The sequence below is a fragment of the Sulfobacillus harzensis genome (genome assembly GCF_012933365.1).
Lineage (GTDB): Bacteria > Bacillota > Sulfobacillia > Sulfobacillales > Sulfobacillaceae > Sulfobacillus_B > Sulfobacillus_B harzensis.
Genome location: NZ_JABBVZ010000034.1, coordinates 1 through 16,260 on the forward strand (window position 1 = coordinate 1; position 16,260 = coordinate 16,260).

13 protein-coding genes are annotated in these 16,260 nt (G+C 59.5%); 8 read left to right on the top strand and 5 right to left on the bottom strand.

What is annotated here, in order from left to right; all coding sequences use genetic code 11:
- Nucleotides 1-327: 327 nt before the first annotated feature.
- Both HIJ39_RS11085 and HIJ39_RS11090 read right to left on the bottom strand, forming a co-directional pair.
- Nucleotides 328-3,294 carry a beta strand repeat-containing protein gene (locus HIJ39_RS11085; RefSeq protein ID WP_169099649.1) on the bottom strand — a complete coding sequence of 989 codons (2,967 nt, stop codon included), beginning with the start codon at nt 3,292-3,294 and terminating at the stop codon, nt 328-330.
- A 222-nt stretch (nt 3,295-3,516) separates the two neighbouring features.
- Nucleotides 3,517-3,774 (bottom strand): hypothetical protein, encoded by a 258-nt coding sequence (locus HIJ39_RS11090; protein ID WP_169099651.1) that lies wholly within the window; start codon nt 3,772-3,774, stop codon nt 3,517-3,519.
- 191 nt (nt 3,775-3,965) lie between these two features.
- Here HIJ39_RS11090 and HIJ39_RS11095 point away from each other — a divergent pair, with 191 nt between their 5' ends.
- Nucleotides 3,966-5,174: an ISL3 family transposase gene (locus tag HIJ39_RS11095; protein WP_169099653.1), complete on the top strand. Its 1,209-nt coding sequence runs from the start codon at nt 3,966-3,968 to the stop codon at nt 5,172-5,174.
- On the opposite strand, the gene HIJ39_RS25145 is transcribed toward HIJ39_RS11095, so the two are convergent.
- The 3 genes from HIJ39_RS25145 to HIJ39_RS11110 all read right to left on the bottom strand — a co-directional run bounded on the left by HIJ39_RS25145 (nt 5,074) and on the right by HIJ39_RS11110 (nt 7,862).
- On the bottom strand, nt 5,074-5,694 hold the full coding sequence (locus tag HIJ39_RS25145; protein WP_420824570.1) for a DUF3990 domain-containing protein: 621 nt from the start codon (nt 5,692-5,694) through the stop codon (nt 5,074-5,076). The genes HIJ39_RS11095 and HIJ39_RS25145 overlap by 101 nt on opposite strands.
- Before the next feature lie 106 nt (nt 5,695-5,800).
- Complete coding sequence (locus tag HIJ39_RS11105; RefSeq protein ID WP_169099656.1) at nt 5,801-6,355, bottom strand: recombinase family protein; 555 nt, start codon at nt 6,353-6,355, stop codon at nt 5,801-5,803.
- A 520-nt stretch (nt 6,356-6,875) separates the two neighbouring features.
- Entirely contained in the window at nt 6,876-7,862 is a 987-nt protein-coding gene (locus HIJ39_RS11110) for a helix-turn-helix domain-containing protein (RefSeq protein WP_169099658.1), read from the bottom strand.
- 772 nt (nt 7,863-8,634) lie between these two features.
- On the opposite strand from HIJ39_RS11110, the gene HIJ39_RS11115 reads away from it, so the two are divergent.
- The 7 genes from HIJ39_RS11115 (at nt 8,635) to HIJ39_RS11145 (ending at nt 15,916) form a co-directional block, all read left to right on the top strand.
- On the top strand, nt 8,635-9,762 hold the full coding sequence (locus tag HIJ39_RS11115) for a primase C-terminal domain-containing protein (RefSeq protein WP_169099660.1): 1,128 nt from the start codon (nt 8,635-8,637) through the stop codon (nt 9,760-9,762).
- Between the two features lie 119 nt (nt 9,763-9,881).
- Nucleotides 9,882-10,208: a hypothetical protein gene (locus tag HIJ39_RS11120; RefSeq protein ID WP_169099662.1), complete on the top strand. Its 327-nt coding sequence runs from the start codon at nt 9,882-9,884 to the stop codon at nt 10,206-10,208.
- Nucleotides 10,205-12,655 carry a type IV secretory system conjugative DNA transfer family protein gene (locus HIJ39_RS11125; RefSeq protein ID WP_169099664.1) on the top strand — a complete coding sequence of 817 codons (2,451 nt, stop codon included), beginning with the start codon at nt 10,205-10,207 and terminating at the stop codon, nt 12,653-12,655. The genes HIJ39_RS11120 and HIJ39_RS11125 overlap by 4 nt, the downstream gene beginning before the upstream one ends.
- Nucleotides 12,655-13,623 carry a replication-relaxation family protein gene (locus tag HIJ39_RS11130; RefSeq protein WP_169099666.1) on the top strand — a complete coding sequence of 323 codons (969 nt, stop codon included), beginning with the start codon at nt 12,655-12,657 and terminating at the stop codon, nt 13,621-13,623. Before HIJ39_RS11125 ends, HIJ39_RS11130 begins: the two co-directional genes overlap by 1 nt.
- A gap of 444 nt (nt 13,624-14,067) precedes the next feature.
- Nucleotides 14,068-14,568 (top strand): helix-turn-helix domain-containing protein, encoded by a 501-nt coding sequence (locus HIJ39_RS11135; protein WP_169099668.1) that lies wholly within the window; start codon nt 14,068-14,070, stop codon nt 14,566-14,568.
- Nucleotides 14,565-15,506, top strand: a complete 942-nt coding sequence (locus HIJ39_RS11140; RefSeq protein WP_169099670.1) for a tyrosine-type recombinase/integrase — start codon at nt 14,565-14,567, stop codon at nt 15,504-15,506. Before HIJ39_RS11135 ends, HIJ39_RS11140 begins: the two co-directional genes overlap by 4 nt.
- Before the next feature lie 41 nt (nt 15,507-15,547).
- Nucleotides 15,548-15,916 (top strand): hypothetical protein, encoded by a 369-nt coding sequence (locus HIJ39_RS11145; RefSeq protein WP_169099672.1) that lies wholly within the window; start codon nt 15,548-15,550, stop codon nt 15,914-15,916.
- Nucleotides 15,917-16,260 lie beyond the last annotated feature (344 nt).

The following is a 16,260-nucleotide window of genomic DNA, read 5'->3' on the forward strand; positions in this document are numbered from 1 at the left end:
GAATTGAATCAAAAATCTACGAGAGCAAGAGGATTCAACCAAAAAACTAAGGTAGGTGGGGACAGTTTGACGCTTACTTTAATCCCTTTTAAGCCATCCAGTCTGGCACGTTTGTCGGGTTCCAGGAAGAACGCAGTGCCCTGCAACCCGGGGCCTCAGCATCCGACCCCGACGTGAATTCGAGCTATCTCTCGGCCATCCTATCCGGATCGGGCGTGGGAACTGGAACCCCCGTGAGCCCCGCCCAACAAGGACAATATTCCGTGTTATAGGCGATCAAAAAGCGAGAACCGCCCCGAAGGGCGGTCCTTGTATTTCCGTTGATGATTAGCCGCTAACCGAAACGCTCGTGGCAGCGCTGGACGCAGTGTTCTGCGTCAACGTCAAGCTCGTCGCGCCAGCGGTGTAGTTGACGGTGAACGTCCCGGTCACGTTCGCGTCGCTTTGCAACGCATTGGCAATCGCCGCAGCCACTTGGGCCGCAGTGTCGCCCGCCGAGACAGCTACGGGGGTAACTGTCGCTACCGTGGTAGCCCCGGACATGACGGTCACCGTCAGGTTGCCAGTGGCCGTTGCGCCCGAGCTCACCGTCAGGGTGTACACGCTCGGCGTAGCAGCCGTGGCCGCCGTCCCGCCACTGAAGGTCGCGGAACCAACCGCCAAGTTCGTGGAATCGCTTGAACTCAAGGTGGCAGAGTTGGAGCCGGTCGAATCACTCAGTGTAACCGTTGAGCCCGACGACGTGGCACTAATGTTGGTCGAGTTGGTATTTGCGTTAATCGCCGATACCAACGTGCTTTCACTGTCGAACTGATCCGCAGCCAAGGTGGAACCCGCAGCCTCGGCAGTGTAGGTCGTGCCGTTAACATCAACAGTTGCACCGGCAGCCGGGCTACCGTACGTGATCGTGTCCGTCGACGCGGTCGCGCTGGTGGCCGCGGCATACGGAGTCGTGGTCGTGCCACTGGCACTGACCCCGGTCGACGACGGCGCCCCGCTGATCGCCTGGTTCGAGATGGCAACGTTCGACGCGCCATAGCCCGTCGTCACCGCACCTGCCATCAAGCTGACCGTAGCGCCAACCGGAAGGGCCGAACCCAAGGTCAACGTCACCGTCTGGCCGTTAATCGAATCCCCCGTAACGGTGTCACCCGATACCCCAAAGTCGCTCTGAACGGCGCTCTGAATCGCACTGTCGAAGGTCAGCGACACCGTGGAGCCTGACCCGGACGCGGATTCCAGTGCAGGATCCAAGGTGTTTAAGGCCAGTGTGGTTGGAGAGGTGGCGTTTCCACTAGTCGCGCCATCCACCCAAACCTGAATGGAGCCTTGGTTCGCGCCGATGGTGACGTATGGCACGTCGGCACCGCTAGCACTGGTCCGAATGCCCGTGACCCCAGAGACACCAATCGCTGCCTCAACCTCAGCTGCGGTCAGACCCACGGGGGCGCTGTTCGGCACGAGGTTTCCCCCGGCATCGGTGGTCTCAATGGTGAACGGTCCCACCACACCCGAACTGGTGAAGGTGTACGCGGTGTTCAATTCGCCCGAGGGGTTCAAGGTGCTAATCTGGGTCGGGGTGGTTCCACCGGTCACGTTAATGGTCTGCGTCAGGACGGGCGCGGACGGGTTACTCAAGTCCGTAATGGTCAGTGTAGCCGATCCAGACTGTTCAGCGGTCACCGTCGGCAATGCAGCACCCGCATTAAACGTCTCGGCCCCGTTGGTGGCGCCTGTGATGCTCAGGACATTGCTGTTGCTGGTGCTGATCTGCAGAGTGTCGCTGGAGTTGGCGTATTCACCAATGGAGTTCAACGGATATGCGTAGATGCTCGTGCCGTTCGCAAGACCCAGCGCTTGGGTCAACGTCTGACCCGAGGTCATGGACGAGGGCAACGACACGTTATCCGCCGCCGTCGGGTAATTGCCGACCCCACCTGTTACAGTGGCACTGTTCAGCCCAATCGCGGTCGCATAGGATCCCGGGTTGACGACGGTATTCGTCTCGGATGCTGCAGTGGTTTGGCTGTCGTACGAGGCGTCAAGCGTGAATGTGTTCCCCGCCGATGCCGTATTGGGCACTGAGACCGTCACACTCGCCACACCCTGCGCGTTGGTGTATACCACGTAGGGGTTGGTGCTCAACCAGTAGTCTCCTCCGTTGATGGTGGCTCCAGCCTGATTACCGTCGAAGTAGAAGTTCACGGGCTGGTTGGCCTCGCTCACGTTGTTACCCGCGGCATCCTGCAACTGGACCGAGTAGGTGACGGTCTTACCCGCCTCCACATTCTGGGCAGACTCTTGATTCGTGAACTGAGCTTGAGTGGCGGACCCCACTTGGAAGTTGTAGGTCGCCGTCTCCTTGGTGTTCAGGGTGGTGTCAGTGACGGTGATCGTCGCCGGGGAGGTCAACGCGCTGGCGTTAAACACCGCGAATTGCGCCTGACCCGTGCTCGCCGAGGTCTGCAAGGCACCATTAGTAATTGGGGTTCCCGGACCATTGGCCGCCGAGTAGTTGTAGTAGTACAACGCCTCCGTGCCACCGTTGGCGGTGGTGCTGTCGGACAACGTCAGGTTGTCTTGCGCGGCCACTGCCGCACCGCTTTGATCCTCAACTTGAACCGTGTAGACCGTATATTGCGTACCCTTGGGCAACGTTTTCCCGTCGACCGTGAAGGAGCTAGACAAAGTCTCGGTTTGGCTCGTCAACGCAAACTGCGAAGCCGGCGTGGTCTCTTCGCTCTGGATGGTGATCGGCTTGGACGTGAGGCCCGCTGCCGACGCCGACACTTGGATCGTCCCGGACTGACCATCCACCGAGTACACAGGCAAGGTGAAGTCGGAGGTCGGCGACACGTACTCACTCAACGTGGTAACGGGCGTACCACCGTTGTCGAACGAGCCCGGGCCAGTGATGGTGAAGGTCACGTAGGGCGCAGCGCCGCTAGTTAGCTGTTGACCTGCCTGGTCGTTGATGGCCACAGACACCGCGTCCTCGGTCGGGGTGTTGTTGCTAACGTCCGGAAGAGTGGGCGTCAAGCTAATGCTGGACTCGGTCGGGTTGGCATACGAGATCGTGGTGTCATTGTAGGAAATCGGCGACTCTGCAGTCCCACTGCCATTGCTGCCCGACGTCAACTCCGACGACGTGATGGTTTCGCCAGTGTTCGGGTTACTCTGCGGCGCGTTCAGCGTCACCGTCCCCACACCGTTGGTGAAGTTCACGTACACCCAATCATTGCTGCCATTACCGCTTCCACCGGTGAATGATCCACCCGCGGTCGGAATAATCAACTTGGCCGACCCGTTGAAGTTGGTGACGGTGTTGCCGTTTTTGTCGACGACCGTCGTTGTCGATAAATTTTATCTCTTAACCTTAGGTTCTCCTGCTCTTGGTCGACCCACGTCCTCTACCGTGAGGACCCGTATTGCGGTGAAGTAACAAGCATGTCGTTTATAGGGGAAAACAAAAATCCCGACCCATGGTCGGGGTCGGGGCATACATCGAAATCCGTATCAATCGACGAACAGAACGTCCTTGCTGATCCATCCCCAACCGATTGCCAAGAACTCGGCCAATTTGGCCGGGTCGTCGTGGTACAGAATTTCCGGCTCCTTGTCGAACAGCTTGTGCAACTGAGACAGATTCTCCGATAATTGGCGGTCCACAACGGACGGACTTCGGAACGTAAACAGCGCCCGTCGAATCGAACCGATCGTCATCACGACGCCCGGATCATCGAATTCCCTTCGGATGCCATCCATGAAATCCATTAGTTCCGTCCCTCCTTCTGTAAATCGTCCTCAAAAACACAATATGATAGGTTTTCGATTGCTGTCAATGCTTCGGCGGCTCTAGGATGAAACCTGTGGGATCGGCACCTTGACAATCGCAGAGGAAGGAAAAGAACGGAAGCACATCCAATCTGTGTGATCGCGACATCAAACGCAGAGGAGTGCTTCCTATGAATCAGCCTATCCTAAATCTCTTAGAACTCCAAGGGGTCGACGTCATCGACATCGACGACGCACCGAATGGCGGAAAAATTGTCGAGATTGTGTGTCACCGACCGGAGCCCTGTCCTTGCGGACATGGAGCGTGGCATCGGCATGGCCGTCTGGCACCCCGTCAAGTCAGCCACCAGTGGGTGGGCGTGCGTTGGGTCCACCTGCGGTGGACGCCGCAGCGATGGCGCTGTACCGCCTGCCGGCGCACCGTGGTCGACCGTCCGGGACAGTTGCGACCCTGGCAAAGATTGACGCCGGTCGCGCAAGCGGCCGCTCTATTGGCTTTGCAACGCGGGAGCTTTCGCGGCACGGCCGCAATGTTGGGCGTGGGGCCCGGGGTCCTGCGTCGCTTGGTGGACCGGGTGGTGCCCCTCGAAACGCCGAACTGGTGGGACGTCCCCGGCGATATCGTGCTGAGCGTGGATGAGCACAGCTTTCGTGGAACCGATTTGTGCATCACTCTCGCGATGCAGGCTCCCGTGCGCCGTTTGATTACGATCCTTACGGACGACCGCATCCACACGTGGGACGCGTGGTGGCAAACCGTGCCCGCGTCTGCGCGGGAGCGCGTGCGCGTCGGCACGTGCGACCTCAAAGCAGGCTATCGTAAGGCCTTCGAACGTTGGGGCTCCGACCAACTGCGCGTGGTTGTCGATCCGTTTCACGTCGTTCACGACGCAAATCGGCGGCTCGATGACATCCGACGGTTGGAACAACAAGAAACCGGCCACGCCATCCCACGCTGGCCGTTGGTCAAGGCGCAAGAACGGCTCACGCCGCGGCAAGCCGCGGCCCTGACGCGTATTCGACAACAATTCCCGGCACTCGGTGCGCTCCATGCGCTGAAAGAGAGTCTCCGGGACTTCTGGGCTCAACCGACCCGAGCCAATGCCGAACAGCATCTCTCCCGTTGGCTGATCAATGCGGATGCATGCGACCACGCCGAAGGCCGCGTCTGGGCCAACCTCATTCGTCGGTGGAAGCCGACGCTCTTAGCGCATTGGGATCAACCCGAACGATGGACCAACGGCTACCTCGAAGGGTTGCACACGAAAATGAAACAGCTCAAACGCGTGAGCTATGGCTTTCGCAATCGCGATCGCTATCGCCGGAAGATGTTGCTGGGATTCTTACCGTCCTCAGGGATCCCACAGTTATTGACATAGTGCCTGCTTCGGCCGTTCCAAACCAAAATTGATCGTGCTCATAAGTTCGGGTACCTCTCTTTGGCGTGATCGTGGCTAACAATGCCTCATCGTCGCCGGTCCTTCTGACTTCCTCCACGCGTTCGGTTAACCCATCTCCGCATCTACCAAAAATCCACTGAAACTCCAACGGCTCGCCGCTCCAACGTCCTTGTTTAAGGATATCCAACCACTCGCGATTGTAATCTGGAAGAATCTTGGCAGGCGAAATCTCCTTGAGCCGCGTTCCTGACACGGTGCATGTCACCAAAAGCGGTCGACCACCCAAAAGTTCTGCCATTCTCGCCGCATAGCGCCGCGCCTGTTTCTCCTCGGTTGTCGTGTAAAAACCACTACCGAAATCCCGGACCTTTTTCATTTTCGGCGGCGGAAGAATTCCCTTTTGCTCAAAAGATGATTGATAAATATCGGACGTCCCATGAAAGACAACAAATGAGTCCGGGATGTCCAGCGGAGTCCGCCACACGTTAAAGTATCCCATTTAATCACCAAGGATACTTTACCAGAGGCGTCCATTCGGAACCACTACGAGACAAATGGATCGGCCCGGCTCCCGGCTTCACCAGCGACTAAGTGCCAGCGCACATTTACGCTCGCCCTTGCAACCCTCGATAAAGGGTGGCCCGGGACACGCGTAGCGCTTCTGCAATCTCCGCGACACTGCTCTCTCCCGCAGTCATAAGCTGCCGGGCCATATGTACCTGTTCTGGAGTCAGTCTCCGGGGTCGTCCCCCGACGCGACCTCTGGCCCGCGCCGAAGCCAATCCAGCGTTGGTTCGTTCGCGAATTAAGGCGCGCTCAAATTCCGCCAACGCGCCAAAGATATGGAAGATCAGCTGACCGCCAGCCGTAGTCGTGTCCATCGCCTCTTGGAGGCTGTGGAAGCCCACGCCTTGGTCTTGCAATTGACCGACAACCTCAATCAGATGGGCCAGCGAGCGGCCCAAGCGGTCCAGACGCCATACGACCAATACATCGCCCTGGCGGGCGTATTCAAGCGCTTCTGTTAGTCCCGGGCGGTCGGCCAAACTCCCACTCATGACATCACGGAAAACTTTTTCGCATCCGGCATGGCGCAGCGCATCCTCCTGCAGAGCCAAAGTTTGATCACCGGTGGACACCCGTGCGTACCCGATGAACATGACCATTCCCCCTCAAGTCGATTGTCTCGAAACTCATGGATCATGCCCATTATGAGACGAACATTTTGCGACAAGTTTTGAGAACGAACCCATGCGGCTTTGCGCGTCACGATCGGCGTCCAAAGGCGATCCTCAAAAACGACCATTTTTGAGACAACGGGCATGCACCGCAAGTCGCTAGCCATCAACTTGGCGATTTCATAACCATCACCAGCGAAATGGAACTGCTTCGCCTTGTCATAACTTATTTCATGTTTCATGCGCGGTCTTGCGCCCAACCGTGTCAAAGCCTTATGCCAAGGGTGTAAGCCGACAAAACGGCCGAAATCCATCCGAATTTCTGGAGTTCGCGTTTGATAATACGGCCAACCCTTGCAACCCAAAACCAAGCGCGAATGAACCTGAAAAGACTGCGGCAACGATCCCGATGTGACCGCAAATCAAACGTCGTATTTCGATGAAGGCCACGAGTTCATCGAAATGCAACAACACATTTGAGATTGATACCAGACAACTCCTACTACTTTTCCGACTCTTCGAGAATACGCGCGATTTGGCTCTTCGCATCGCCTGAGAGGTTATCCCACTTGCTCACCAAGTGGGCTAGAAACGTATCCTGTCTGACCTTTGTAATACCAGGGTGTTGGTCCTCCAAATATCCCCACACCACTCGAGCTATCCCCTCCGCGTCGTTTACCGGTGCTTCTCGCCTGGCCTCCTTGGTACTCCGGCGCGCGAGTTCTCTCACGTCGGGAATGGTCCATTTCACGCGCCGGACATCGCTTCGATAGGGGCCTAAGACAAGTTCCTCGAACGCCTGACGATGGGTTTTCACCGCCCGCGATAATTGGTCGTAATCGTCTTTAGCGTGCCACGGTCGCTCACAACGTACGGCGGATACTCTAGCCATGATAAAAGCGAACCCCAACAAATCTGCCAAGTCCCCACCTATCGCATGCGTAAGCGCCCATAACCATGCCCCAGGGAGTCGATTCAAATTCCTCATACGTACAATGGATTCCCACATATCGGGGACGTATCCTTGTGACTCTAAAACATTCCACTCTTCACCAGTAACGGATAACGCACCCCACAAGTCCGACCAACGCTTTGCCGCCGCGTCGATGGATACTCCTTGAGATTCGCGAACCACTCGTAAGTACGCACCACCCTGCCGCTGCCACCAAAGACCTTGAAATGCCGCCAGTTGAATCCGGTCAAATAGCGCATCCGTTCCCACATCAATCATGTCGCGTTCGAAATATCCCGCAATCACCGCAATCCCCAGCACCGGCAAGCCGGTTGCTGCCGCAACGCTGTGGATGACCTCCGGGCGTGGTCGGCTACTTCGACGGGCACGCGACTCGAGTGTGGCCAGGGTGGACCTTGGCAACTGCGCCCGGTCTGCCAGCTCCGAAATGGTCCACCCACGGCCTTCTCGGGTAATTTGCAACCACGCGCCAAAGCTCGGGGCGATGTCGGGATTCAATGCGCTCTCTCCAATCATAGTTTTCCCCATTGTATCCCATTGCCGACAAGAGACCACACATTTCAAAAACTAAGTTGCACTACGTCGCACCAAATAGTATACTGAACGCCGACGAGTATTGTCGCACTATGTCGCACTGGAGATGAAAAGGTGCCCACATCCACATCAATTGACATTGTCGAAGCCGCCTCCTTCGCGCAGCACGTCCAGCCGTTCGTCCACCTGGAGCCCGGGGAATCACTACAGAAGAAGCGCGGAGGGCGTATAGCTGACCGCTACTTTCTAGGCTTTGCTCCCGATTTCTTAAACGACATCCTGACGGAGGCTCCCCCCTCCGTATCGCGGTTGGTCCTTTGGGCCGTAACTCACTTAGTCATGGGCACAAATCTTGTTGGCGCCCGGCCTATATCGCATCACTCACCGACTCCACAATTGGCCACTCCTGACACGTTAGCCGCCGACCTTCAACGTAGCGCATCCAGCCTTCGACGGGACCTTAAGGCCGCAGACGAATTGAACATTTGGGCAACGCTATCGTTCAGGAGCGTTAGTCACTTTTTGGTGAATCCCCAACTAGCTTGGCGTGGTGACACTTCCCTGAGAGCCAACGCGATTGCTTTTTACCAGCAGGTACGCGCAGATCCCCGGAAATCAACGATGGACAACGTCGTGTCATTTTTGGCGCTCCTACGTCAAAAATGACGCCAAAACAAGTCACAAACCCCACCAATTCAGGGACTTCCGTAAGGGCGCTATTGATTTGTGAAAAAAAGAGAGGAGAAACGCCACCATGGACGACCGAGAACAGCTTATGTGGGAAGCCCTATACGGGGACATCGACGACGCCTATTTATTGCTGGCGTGGCCAGCGCGCAAAAATGCCCCGACACCCAACGGAGACCGACATTTCATACCTTTGAAGACTTGGTTATCTGCACACGACGCCGACAGGGTGGTGTCTCTCCTCTCCTCGTTCGAAGGCGACCGGGAGTTAACTCTCGAGGATGCCCATCACGGCGTGTTGCCTCGACGCACAAAGAACGTCCGTGATACCCTGCCAATCATTCTGTATGCAGACCTGGATGACGTCACCGACATCACATGGGAGCTAATCGACGACTTGGGCATCGATCCCACTGCTATTGTCGCATCGGGGCGCGGGCTCCACGCCTACTGGCGACTAGAACGTGAAATTACCGTTGACGACTTTCGGCAGGCCGTGCGCGCCCTCTATCGTGCCCTCATTGCCAACCCGCAGGCGGCTCGGCAGGCGGCCCACGAAGCGGGAGACCCCACACGCCTGTTCCGCATCCCCGGAGGACGGAACTACCGCTATCGGCCGCCACGCCCCATTCGCATTATGCGCGTTGGTGGGGATCGTTACTCCTGGCAGGAGGTGCGCTCGGCACTTGCACCGTGGTGGGACGAGCCAGAGACTCCACCTAGCGAGAACGCTCGCATCACCCCAGAGGAACTGACCGACATGCTCTCCGGCGTCGGCCGTGGAACGCGCAACACTGTCGCCATTCGAATCGCGGGGCACTTACGCGCCTACGGTCTTTCGGTTGACGAGATCCGTCAGTGGCTCGATTTGTGGAATTCCCGCAACCACCCGCCCTTAAGTCACTCCGAGATGCGCAAAGTCGTGGCCAGCATCGGCCGTTATGCGGTCACCCCCACGATTTCGTCGGCGGCCGTGTCACCGAGTGAACTGGCACTCCTCTACCGCCGTTTTCCGGGGCTTCGGTCCGCCCATCGTGGCCCCCGGGCAGGAGCGGTCAAAGCCGCGTTGCTGGCGGGGATTGCGGAATCGGCCATCATGACGGCCTTGATACACGCGGACCCCCGGAAGACATTGGGGCCCCCGGACCGCTTAGTCCGCTGGGCACAGCACCATCTCCAAGACGAAAGGACGTGATGATGATGACACCCCCGTTGATGCCGCTGGCCTGCCCCTGTCTCCTGTGCGGAGCGGCCGAGACCATTCTGTGGGATTGCTCCCAGCTAAGGTATGTTTGCCAGGCGTGCGGATGGATCGTGAAGGCACGTCTGGCCAACATTGTCATCAGCCCCGACATCTTCCCAGTATTGGTTGCTGGCGGGGGCACCGCCCCCGCCCGGATCGAACGGCGGTCAGGTTCGTCATTCACCGCCCGTATTGCCCTGACGGCCACGGGCGATTGGCAGTGGGTGGCAGCCCCGACCCCCGTTGTCGGCCGCTGCGCCCAATGCGGACGCGCCATCGTCCATGACCCCATCCGCCACTGTTACCGCTGTACGTCGCGCTGCTTTTGGGTTTCTGATTCCCCCGGGGTGTTGTCAACCTTTCTTGCGCCCCCGCCACGACAGGAGGTCATCCAATGAATTCATCGTCTCCGCAGTCATCCTCGTCCACCAGCGAGGTCTGGATCTATCTCTTCATCGCAATCGGGGCGACCAGCGCCGCACTTACCTGGTTTCGCCATGGTGGTCTATTCCGACTGGAACATCGCGTTCGGCAAGGGATAATGCATCTTCCTTGGTGGATCGATGCGCTGGTATTCCTTGGGCTCGTTGGCCTGCCCACGGCATGGGCTTGGATCCGGTTATCCGGACGCCGTCAGCGCGGCCGTGCTATGACGCATCTCCATATCCAGCAAGGCCCCGACGACGTGGCCGATCCGGTTCAGGTCACTGGACTCTGGGATAGTGTGGCCGACGCGTTGCGGCCTCGGTACCTAGGATGGCTATGGGGCACACCCGCTGTCACGTTCAGCCTGGAGCGTATGGCGGCCACCCAGCCGATGACGATCGCCGTGACCCTACCGACTCGCTGGGTTGAGACGGTCACGGGAATCATGCAATCCACGTACCCACACGTTCGTGTCGTTCCGACCGATCGTTGTGCGCCCACAGCCATGATGAGCCACAGTACACAACTCAGCCTTCGGAGCGGGTGGGATTTGCCCTTGCGCTCACAGCGAGATTACACGGTTCATGCGATGGAATCCGTCATCTCCGCATGGGACCGCACCCCCGGTGTAGGTATCTGGCAAGCGGTTCTCGTGCCCTGGCCGCCCCGCCCGATCAAAAAGGTTATTCGACGCCGCGAGGCGTATGCCAATGCGCGCGATTGGGGCACCACCGGCACCGGTGCGGCGGGAACCGCCGCCGCTAAAGAAGCTGCCGCCGCCATCGAAGCGGCGGGGCACGGGTGGTTCCGGGTCGAACTGCGGATGGCCACCAGCAGCCGCGAACTGGCTCAGGCGGCTGTCGGCGGCATGGCGCAAGCGGCGGGTCAAAATGCGTTCCGGGCTCACACGGTATGGCTGTTCAAAGGATTGTGGCGTCGGTGGTTTGCAGCCTATCTCCCGTCGGTGGGGCTTTTTGGCTGGATGATCTTATCCGCCATTAGTCTCGCGAGTGTGCTGGCCCTCCCCTCAGGACGTCTCCGCACCGCATCCCTCAACCGTCATCCCGTCCGCCGGCAACCCGTGCCGGCGACTCTGCCGGATGCCACCCCCACCGACGCGTTGGTCACGGGCGCAGACGAGCCAGACCGCCGCATCGGGATCGCCGAGAGCGATCGGCGGTATAACATTCTCGCCATCGGGACCCAGGGGAGCGGCAAGAGCACGATTTTACAGCGGGCTTTTTTGGCCGACATCCAGCGCCCAGACAAGATGGTCGTCCTCATCGACACGAAAGGCGATTTGGCTCATTGGGCCTTGGGAGCGTGTCCTCCGGATCGGCGGGTGACCTATTTTGCACCCGGAGATCCGGACAATTGTTGGGGCCTCAATCCCTTAGCCGATCCCGGCGCCGCCGACCTCATTGCGCTAGACCTCGTCGACACGTTCCGGCAGATCTTTGGCGCCGAAGCCGTCGGGAACAAATCGGCCGAGTACTTCAGCAATGCCATTTTGGCGGCCTTGCACCGCCCGACGGGCACCCCCACCCTCATGGACGTGTACCGGATCCTAACCGATAGTGAGGCGCGTGACGCCGCGATCGATGGGATTCAGGATCCGTTTGTCAAAGCCTATTGGACCCAGACGTTTGCCCAGCAACAGACGGCCGATCCCCGCTTTACGGCGAGTTCCCTGTCACCGATTCTCAACAAACTTAACCAGTTTCTGTCGATTCGGGCCATCCGGCGTACCATCGCCGAACGACCGCAGGTCCTCCAATTGGATACGGTCATCGCACAAAAAGGGGTGCTAATCGCGGACCTGAGCAAGCACACCGTGACGGAAGCCGGAGCGAATCTGCTGGCCGCGCTACTGGTGGCCAGTCTCTGGCACGCCATCCTGCATCAAGGCCAACAGTCGTTGGGGGAACGGGTGCCGGTCTCCATAATCGCCGATGAAGCCGCCAACTATCTGACACCCTCGTATCAACGGCTGCTGGCCGAAGGCCGTGCCTTCGGCGCCCAGAGCACGGTGGCGCTCCAATTCCTGAAGCAAATCCCGGACCCGGCCTTGCGCGAAGCCCTTTGGGATCTGTGCCAACAGAACTTCTTATTCCAAACGCGAGACCCGGAGGATGCCGATCGCTTCGCCAAGGCGTCAATGCGGACGTTTCTCAACCAGTTCAACCGCGAACAAACGAACCAGGCCGTGTATTTGTTCGACCCGCGGGATTTTGCCCAACTGCCCATCCATCACTGCGTCGCTGCCCTCAAGCAAGACGGCATCCCGCAACCGCCGTTTCTCGCCAAGACTATCGCAGAGGACGGGTATCGTGCCGAGTGGGCCTATCATCATCGCGGACGCAACACGATGACGGACGCTGAAAAAGCCGTGACGGTCGCCAAGGAGGTGGAGTTCTAATGATTCGTCGACTCGAATGGGAGGCCACGCCGTGGCGATCCGTGAACCCGCCCGAGCCGTGGACGGGACCGGTGCCCATCTGGGCAATGCAGGCCCTGTGGGTCCTGGCCGAATATCGCTATTGCAACACGCCCCAGCTCAAGCAGCTCGCATGGCCCTCCATTCAAGAACGGCAGGGCCGCAACCGGCTTCAGAAGTTGTGGACGGCAGGCTGGATCCAATATACGGGCGTACTATCCCAAGCCTTGCGCGGGCAGGGCCGCTATCCCCGGGTGTGGGCGCTCACCCCCGCCGGGGACGCCCAGGTCCGCCAGTGGACGCGGAGTTGGAACTCGGATCATGTCTGGCCGGACTGGGAAGCCCCGTGGCCCTTGTACGCCATTCCGCGATTCTTGCACGATCTGGAGCTGGTTGACCTCGCGATTGCGCTCTCCCGCACATGGCAAGACGTCGACGCCGACCCGTGGATTGTTAATCCTGGCATTCTAGGGACCCGCCGGGCCTGGCGGAGATTTCCTGCCGCCGGTGGGGCCGTCGTGCTGGCCCCGGACCTGCTGGTCATGGACCGCACCTACACGCGGCGGCCCATCCTCGTGGAATATGAACGATTCAACGACCGCGACAAGTACTGGGGCAAGCTGCAGCGGTTGGCCAAGGTGCTGGCAAACCACACCTATCAAGCGCACTTCGCTCTCCCCCCGTTGATGCTGACGGTGATTTGGCGCGATCCGGGACCGACCCGCCCCCACGGCGACCGGAGTCGCCACGGCGGGCTGGGTCTGAGTGCCCTCGCCCAGCGCAGCGGCATTCGACCAGACCACTTGGCGTTTCTGTTTGCGGATGAATTGACCACCGAATCGCCGGGGACCACCCGTCTGTTGGCGGCAGACGGCACCCGATCAACGCAACGTCTCGCGGACTTAGGATTGCCGGTTGCCCGCGGCGGATTGCCACAAATACAAACCTAACTGCCGTGTGCCCCAAGGAAATTGCCGTATGACGGCACGGCAATGGGAACCGGGTCCCGCCCCCGTCGAGGAAGGGGTTTCGGCCCCGGGGCGTCCCGAAACCCCTTCCTCGACTCAGCATCAAACAGCTGAGTTCCGGGGGCGGGACCCCAAGAAGAACGAGATCACAATAACGGAACAAAATTCAAGCCCATCAAAAAAGAACAAGCCAGAGAACTGAGACAGAACACCAAGAAAAAAACCAACCAATCACAGGAAAAGGAAGAAGAAAAAGAAGAGGCAACGCAAGAAAAAACCCAAGGCAAACACATAAGCAGCAAGACCAGACTCCAATCACGACCCCACAAGAAAGACCGAGGAGGACACGCCCATGACCGACAGCCGAGCACCACCCAGCGACAACGCGAACATCCCAACGACCAACACACAAAGGAGACCGATTCCATGAAAACCTTCGATCCGCACGCCTTACGCCAACATCTCACCGACAAACACCTCAGTGTGGCGAGCTGTGCTCGAGCCCTCAATACGCCCGTGACCAGTGTCTCGGGGTGGATCAACGGCCGACACCGCCCATCGTGGGGCAATGTCCAACGATTGGCCCGGCTCTTAGACTGCCCGCCGGACGCTCTCATGACGGAGGTGACCACGTTCACCCCCGGTGAAACCGGCGCCGTGGGCCTATCGGAAGCCCAAGCGCTCATTCTCGCCGTCGCGGTCGCCCTGGTGAACGCTGCGGAGCCCGAAGCCCTCGCGGCCGATTGGTGGCAGCAATTGAAACCGGCCGAGCAGGAAGCGGTCCGATTGCGGCTTGTCCTGACGCCTCAGTGGAGCTGGGCATGGCAAAAGTTGCGCCGTCTGGGGACCGGAGACCATCCGTTGAAGCACCACGGGCTGCAACTGCGGCTCACGCCGCCTCCCGCAACTCGTCGGAGGCTCTCATGAACGCGGTCGTAGCGCCGACCCGGGCGCCCGCCCTCGATCTAGGTTTTTGGGTCACCCAGTACCTCACCTATCTCCAACTAGAGGTGGGGCGGTCGTCGCTCACTATCAGTGGATATGGCACGAACCTGGACTACTTCATCCGGTGGCTAACCGTCCAATACGGAGAGGCAACGATTGAGCACTTGATTTATCCGATTTGCCGGGCCTATCTCGCCAGCATGGCGGAACGGGGCCTCAAACCGAAGACCATTCAAAAGGCCGTCGCACCGATCAAGGGGCTCATCCGGTACCTCACCGACGAAGGGCAGTTGACCGACACCGGATGGCTTCCCCGCTTGCGCGGGCCAAAGATTGTCGAGCGGCGCGCCGATCCCCTCGCGGCCGACGAAGCGCGTCGCCTGCTAGTCGCTATCCCGCCCTACACCTTGGCCGGCCAACGCGACCGCGTGCTCTTTCGATTGTTTCTGGAAACCGGTCTCCGAATTTCGGAGATGCTCCACCTCACGGTCGCGGATTGCCGTCTGGACCTACCGGCTCTGGTGGTGCGCCATGGCAAAAACGACAAGGACAGGGTCGTGCCGCTGAGTGCCGCCATGGCAGCGGCCTTACAGCAATACCTGGATACGATCCGCCCAGCCTTGGTGCGGCGAACCTCTCCCCCCACCGTCTGGCTCGCCCAAACGGGCCAAACCATGGCGGCGACCAGCCTCCGCGACCGCCTGCGTTACTATGCGCGATTGGCCGGTCTCGAAGGGCGACGGCTCCACCCCCACAAACTCCGGGCCACGTTTGCCACGCGATTGGACCAAGCCGGAACGAACGTGACCGTCATTCAGGAACTGATGGGGCACAGCGATATCAAAACCACGGCCCACTACGTCGGTGTGGCGGGCCGCGAAATGCGGGAAGCCATTGACCGCCTACCCCCGCTGGTCTAACGCCAAGACAACTCATACCCACTCAAGGAGGAGATCACAGCATGAAACCTGTTCCGATCACGACCGAGACCATTACCGCCTACATTGGGGCGTGGTACCCCCGCTTTGTCCACGACCCCCGCCGCTCAGACGTGGCAATCATCGCCTGTGACCAGGCCGCCCAGCTCGTACTCACCGCCATCGACCGGATGACCAAACCCCGTCGATTGCCGGCGGTGCGCGCCCCCTTGGCAGATATACGAGGATGCCAACCTGACTTATCGCCCACGCCCCTCCAGACCGCCTTGGCACATCGCCACCCCCGATGGACGGACGCACAGCAGCGGCACGCCGTCCAGCTCATCCTGGACCTCGGCTGGGACATGGTGGACCAAATGCTTACCGCAGCATGGGGGATACCGACCGCATGACCGCAGCGACGGGAACGCCACCGCAATCAAGGCCGAAGCGCACCAGGCCCCCATTGACGCGAGAGCAGCTCTGGAGCTGGCACATCCGCCGCAATCCCACGGACCCAAACGTCCTCCCGCGTTGGCTCGCGTGGGTGGAACAGGGATGCCACTGGGCGCCTATTCGGTCCGTCGATGGCAGACCCAAACCAGGATTCGCGGGTGGCGAACGGCCAGCTCCCGCCTACGCCACCCGCGAATAATAAGGGTCAACCCGCAACACGGAGAACTGCCGACCATGGTACAAGCCTTGGACCCGGAAAGGGCACCGCCAATGCTGTTATCCCGAAGCCATCACCTACTAC